This is a genomic window from Aeromonas sp. 159 (assembly GCF_963862045.1).
Taxonomy (GTDB): domain Bacteria; phylum Pseudomonadota; class Gammaproteobacteria; order Enterobacterales; family Aeromonadaceae; genus Aeromonas; species Aeromonas veronii.
In genome coordinates, this window is record NZ_CAWLMI010000036.1 from 1 (window position 1) to 4,737 (window position 4,737).

The following is a 4,737-nucleotide window of genomic DNA, read 5'->3' on the forward strand; positions in this document are numbered from 1 at the left end:
CGACTGCGACAACCTCGGGTGGACACTCGCAAGCTGCATTATCTGCTGCAGGGTCAGGATGATGGCGGGCTCAAGGTCGGGCGGGACAGGCTGTTTCAGATATTGGCCGAGCACCACCTGCTTATGCAGGCTAAGCGGGCGTATCACAAGACCACCCACAGTTTTCAACGTTTCTACCGTCATCCCAACTTGCTCAAGGTGGGGTCAGAGCCGGTCACGCCGGTGGCCCCTGAGCAGGTTTGGGTCGCTGACATCACCTATCTGCCAGCCAGGAGCGGGCCGCTGTACCTGAGCCTGGTGACGGATGGGTATGACTGTTACCAGAATGTGTTGGCAGAGCGGGTGAACGGGATTTTGAAAGGAGAGTTATTGTTGCAAAGCCCGCAGGATTTGACGCCTGCGCGGGAAATGGTGCATTGGGCGGTAGATATTGGCGTTGTTGCCCCAATCGATACAGCTTGAATGGAACTAACTGAGGGTTTGGTGACCTGATCACCACCATCCCCTTCAGGTCTGCATCATGGACACGTCGCTTAACCCATCACCAACTGGCCTCAATACAACAAGTCTTTGATTAACCGTGGTTCCCTCACCTGTGCAATATTCCCCTTCTGTGTTGATACCGAGGCCATGAACAACTGGTTCCACCACGATCATCATGGTCGGCGGGGCTGCAGCCAGCTCTACACCGACCAGACTATTTGTACCTTCCTGATGCTCAAGAGGATTTTTAACCTCACTCTGTGGGCCATCGCACGGTGAAAGTGTCCTATCGACAACCCGCCAAGAGGCGTATCACCGACCTCGTCATCGACTCAATCGGGCTGAAGGTATTTGGTGAAGGCGAGTGGAAGGTCAGAAAACACGGTGCCGAGAAACGGCGAGTCTGGCGCAAACTGCATCTGGCGGTGGGCTCGGCAACCCACGATATCGTGGCAGCGGAAGTCTCGCTGGAAAATGTCCATGATGCCGAGGTGCTGCCCACCTTACTCAATCCACTGCGACGCAAGCTGGGACGTGTTTATGCGGATGGCGCCTACGACAGCAAAGCCAGCCATCAGCTTATCTCGCGCAAAGGGGCGACAGCCTGTATCCCTCCTCGCAAGAATGCGGGGTTATGGGAAAAGGGGCACCCAAGAAATGAAGCGGTGCTGGTAATGCGAAAGGAAGGGCTGGCGCACTGGAAGAAGATATCGGGATACCACCGTCGCTCGCTGGCAGAGACGGCGATGTATCGGTTCAAGCAGTTGCTGGCGGGGAAAATTAGTCTGCGTAACTACAACGGCCAAGTGGGAGAAGTCATGGCGTATGTAAGCGCCATAAACAAGCTGAATATCCTTGGCCTACCTGTCAGAAAACCCCGAGTGTAGCGGTCACTTGGGGCTGGGGCTGGGGCAGGTGCAGCTTGATGGTTGATTTGGGAAACAACGCCGAGATCACACAAACTGGACTGAGTTCCCTACCTCCGGTGATCTACTATCCGGAGCAGCTAATTGATCAGCACATCGCTCTTTGTATATGTAATCGCCTATATCTCCGTCTATAAAGTCTGCTTCAATTTCACGGCAAGTTTCAACAAGTTGCTCATCCTTGATGCTGAAATTTCGTTGGGGAAAAGTTTTCTGTAACAGCACATGGAAAACTTGTGCTTAAATTAGTAAAAACACGGCAGACTATTTAATGCATTATTTCTCAGGCTATTAATATTGTATGTTAGCGTGAGTGTTTTTCTGACTTTCCCCGTTTCTGTTAAACTACCGCTATGAATGCAGCGAGTGTTCAGCAAGATAAGTTGGTCTTGCTGTGCTAAAGCAGTACATTCTTTTTTTGCTAAAGTAGTGGTCAGACTAGTTGGAAGAAAATTTGCTATGGTGGTTTTCATGCCAGAGTAAATAAAACTATGGTGTAGATGAGATCGAGGTTGTTGTTTTCCAATAAGAGCATCTGGTGTTGTACCTTCAAGCCAGCGTAAAGGTCCGTTGCCTTCGCTAATAGTGTCTAAGGGAATCATTATTTTTATCTGATCAGCCAATTTATCAATATGCCAATTCCTACCATGATGGAACAGTAATGGCGTGGATAGTTCTTCACATAGTAAAGATTCACAAAAAGCAGGTGCATTAGCTTGCCGTTCTGCTATACTTTTTAAATAAGTACTATTCATTAATTGATAGAATACCTCTGGGGCTGATTTTGAATTAAGCCAATAAGCCCGACGTCGCCCTTCGTTCTCAAAGGATTTGACCCATATTCTGCCTTTTTCTCTGTCTGTAAGATAAACTGCGTTAGGATGTTTTTCACAGTATACGTCATTATCAGCTAGTGCTTTTTCATACTCTAATATGTGTTGTTGGGTTATTTTAAGGTTGTGATTTACAACTTCAACATCAGAATTTTTTGATGTAGGGTACAGGAAGTATTGGTTGAGTTCTGGCAAGATATGGGGGGCGTTATACCATTGCTCTGTATTTTGAAAAATATTAGACAAATACTCATGCTTTCCTAAGCAGTAATAAAGTTTTTCGAATATCTGGCAGTTGCTATCAAGCAAACTTTTTATCAAGTTTGGTGCTGCGATAAACGGATTTTCTCGGTTTCGCTTTGGTGAGCGGGTTGCATACTCTGCAGCGCAGATAACCAACATATTAAGTAACTTAGTTTCTCCCATTGGTAAGAGGGATTTACTAAACTGCTCGCAAAGGATTGCTGTTGGATTTTTCATGTTTTATTTCCGCCTCATGCATTCGAGTAGTATCGGGTGAGATGTTTGATAGAATTGCTCACTACGATTTTCAGATAATGCGAGCTGATAAGCATGATAATCTGTTGATTGTTTTGTAAATTTGTAATAATTATGTGCTATATCCTTTAGCATTGAATCATCTCTACTGAAAATCATATTGACCATATCTTTCCAGTACCCATTTTTTATTCTCGTATCTTCAGTTAATTGTAAATGCGTTTTAAATCCATGTCCATGGAGAATAGCGACTACTTCTCTATGCTCTGACAGTGTCAAGTTTAGCTCCACTAATAGAGATTTACAATTATTTTTGAGTGTGTTGTGCAAGCCGGAAATAATTAAGTGCTCGATGCCATCCACATCAATTTTAATATGCTGAGGAGAGCTAAAACCTTTTGAGTTCGCGAGCTCATCTCCAGTAAACGTTATAACGGTTTGTTTTGAAAGTGATTTTTTTGGTCTTAAATGTGCGTCAACTTCTTCTCCTACTGAATTGATTCCGGAGGATTCAAAGTCACAATACTTGAATAAAGTACGAATGCTATTTTCATTGCTAAGTCCACAACACAGAGCTGTTACTTTGTTGGCTAGATTATTTAATTGGATATTTCGTGTTAGTAAGGAATAATTAGATGCCTCGGGTTCAAAGCTACAGACCTGAATGCCTCTTATAATGGCAGCGTATAAGCTGAATATACCCATGTTTGCTCCTACATCCCATAATACTTCATCTGAGGGTATAGCATTTAACCAAGCAATAGTTTCTGGTTCTGCAACTTCTAAAGTACAAACCCGTTTTAGTGGATAAGGCGAATTCGTCAGAAATTTGAGTGTTTTTCCAGAATATTCTAATGATGTAACTACATCTTTCTGTTGCTCAATCAGCTCGGCAATTGAATGTACTGTTTCCATAATTTTCTCGATTATTAATTTTTTGGTGGACTGCCAACTTGTTTATAAATACTTATTGGCAAGATATCTATTGAATTTTGCTTGTAAATTCCTAGTTATGCAGATCGTCAATATGGCCCAGTGAGATACATTTTAAGTATGTTTTCTTAATCCTTCAAGAATTCTTAGCCACGGTGACTTGGTCAACCGGATGGTGACAGACCTCATTTTTGTCATTAGTAATCGTGGGGGGGAGATAGGCCATCGACTGATCGTTGGTGAGCTGACTGCTCACCTGATCCAGACCGTGTCTTAGCCGGTATTCGGCCTGATTGTCCACCCACTGAAGGCAGCTATCGGCGGCATGGCCCAGCAGCAGCTGGTTGCGCAGGGGCACCATCTGATCGGAGTAGGAGACGAACATATCCTGCCAGCGGGAGGCACAGCCTCCCAGCAACAGCAGGGCGCCGCAGAGCAACAGGGCGCTGCGGCAGGTTGAGGCGTTGCGATTCATTACAGGCTGAGCAGCGGTCCCAGCGGCTGGCCACCGACCAGATGCATGTGGATGTGGTAGACCTCCTGCCCGCCGTGGCGGTTGCAGTTCATGATGAGGCGGTAGCCATCTTCGGCGATGCCAGCCTCGGCGGCCAGTTTGCGGGCCACGGTGAACATCCGGCCAAGGGCCAGTTCATGTTCGGCTTCCACGTCATTGACGGTGGGGATCAGCACATTGGGGATGATCAGAATATGGGTCTTGGCCTTGGGCTGGATATCCCGGAATGCGGTGACCAGATCGTCTTGATAAAGGATGTCGGCGGGGATCTCTTTACGGATGATTTTGCTGAAAATGGTTTCTTGCTCCATGGCTAACTCCCTTATATGAAACAGAAAATTGAACTAGAACCCCAAGCGGCTCCCGAAAGGGGGGCGAGCAGCACGCCAAGTGTGACACAAGCCGACATTTGACACAGCTGATGTCCCATTCCCTTCAGTTATTGTTAAAAATACCGATAGCCAGAGGGACGTCATCTGCAGCGCCTGTTCAGGGTGGTCTGCAGGGTATCAAAAGGACGGGGTACTCAGGCAAGGGACTTTTGCATATA

General features: G+C 46.3%; 4 protein-coding genes and 3 pseudogenes. 2 read left to right on the top strand and 5 right to left on the bottom strand.

The genetic code is table 11. The features are described 5' to 3' along the window. Positions 1-432: pseudogene (locus tag AACR14_RS07490) on the top strand (IS3 family transposase); the annotation flags it as partial. A gap of 108 nt (positions 433-540) precedes the next feature. Then, positions 541-1,370: pseudogene (locus tag AACR14_RS07495) on the top strand (IS5 family transposase). 66 nt (positions 1,371-1,436) lie between these two features. Here AACR14_RS07495 and AACR14_RS16140 read toward each other — a convergent pair. The 5 genes and pseudogenes from AACR14_RS16140 to hinT all read right to left on the bottom strand — a co-directional run bounded on the left by AACR14_RS16140 (position 1,437) and on the right by hinT (position 4,498). Then, positions 1,437-1,634, bottom strand: coding sequence for a hypothetical protein (locus AACR14_RS16140; protein WP_409013776.1), 198 nt, complete (start codon positions 1,632-1,634; stop codon positions 1,437-1,439). Positions 1,635-1,654: 20 nt separating this feature from the next. Continuing rightward, positions 1,655-2,722, bottom strand: coding sequence for a hypothetical protein (locus AACR14_RS07500; protein WP_156808793.1), 1,068 nt, complete (start codon positions 2,720-2,722; stop codon positions 1,655-1,657). 3 nt (positions 2,723-2,725) lie between these two features. Beyond that, positions 2,726-3,655: an FkbM family methyltransferase gene (locus tag AACR14_RS07505; RefSeq protein ID WP_083851943.1), complete on the bottom strand. Its 930-nt coding sequence runs from the start codon at positions 3,653-3,655 to the stop codon at positions 2,726-2,728. 226 nt (positions 3,656-3,881) lie between these two features. Beyond that, positions 3,882-4,148: pseudogene (locus AACR14_RS07510) on the bottom strand (COG3014 family protein); the annotation flags it as partial. Next, complete coding sequence (gene hinT, locus AACR14_RS07515; RefSeq protein WP_019445706.1) at positions 4,148-4,498, bottom strand: purine nucleoside phosphoramidase; 351 nt, start codon at positions 4,496-4,498, stop codon at positions 4,148-4,150. The pseudogene AACR14_RS07510 and the gene hinT, both read right to left, overlap by 1 nt. Between the last annotated feature and the right edge of the window lie 239 nt (positions 4,499-4,737).

Bases quoted from the DNA above. Each gene is read 5' to 3' on its own strand.
- AACR14_RS07500 (WP_156808793.1), bottom strand. From the start codon at position 2,722: ATGAAAAATCCAACAGCAATCCTTTGCGAGCAGTTTAGTAAATCCCTC.
- AACR14_RS07505 (WP_083851943.1), bottom strand. From the start codon at position 3,655: ATGGAAACAGTACATTCAATTGCCGAGCTGATTGAGCAACAGAAAGAT.
- hinT (WP_019445706.1), bottom strand. From the start codon at position 4,498: ATGGAGCAAGAAACCATTTTCAGCAAAATCATCCGTAAAGAGATCCCC.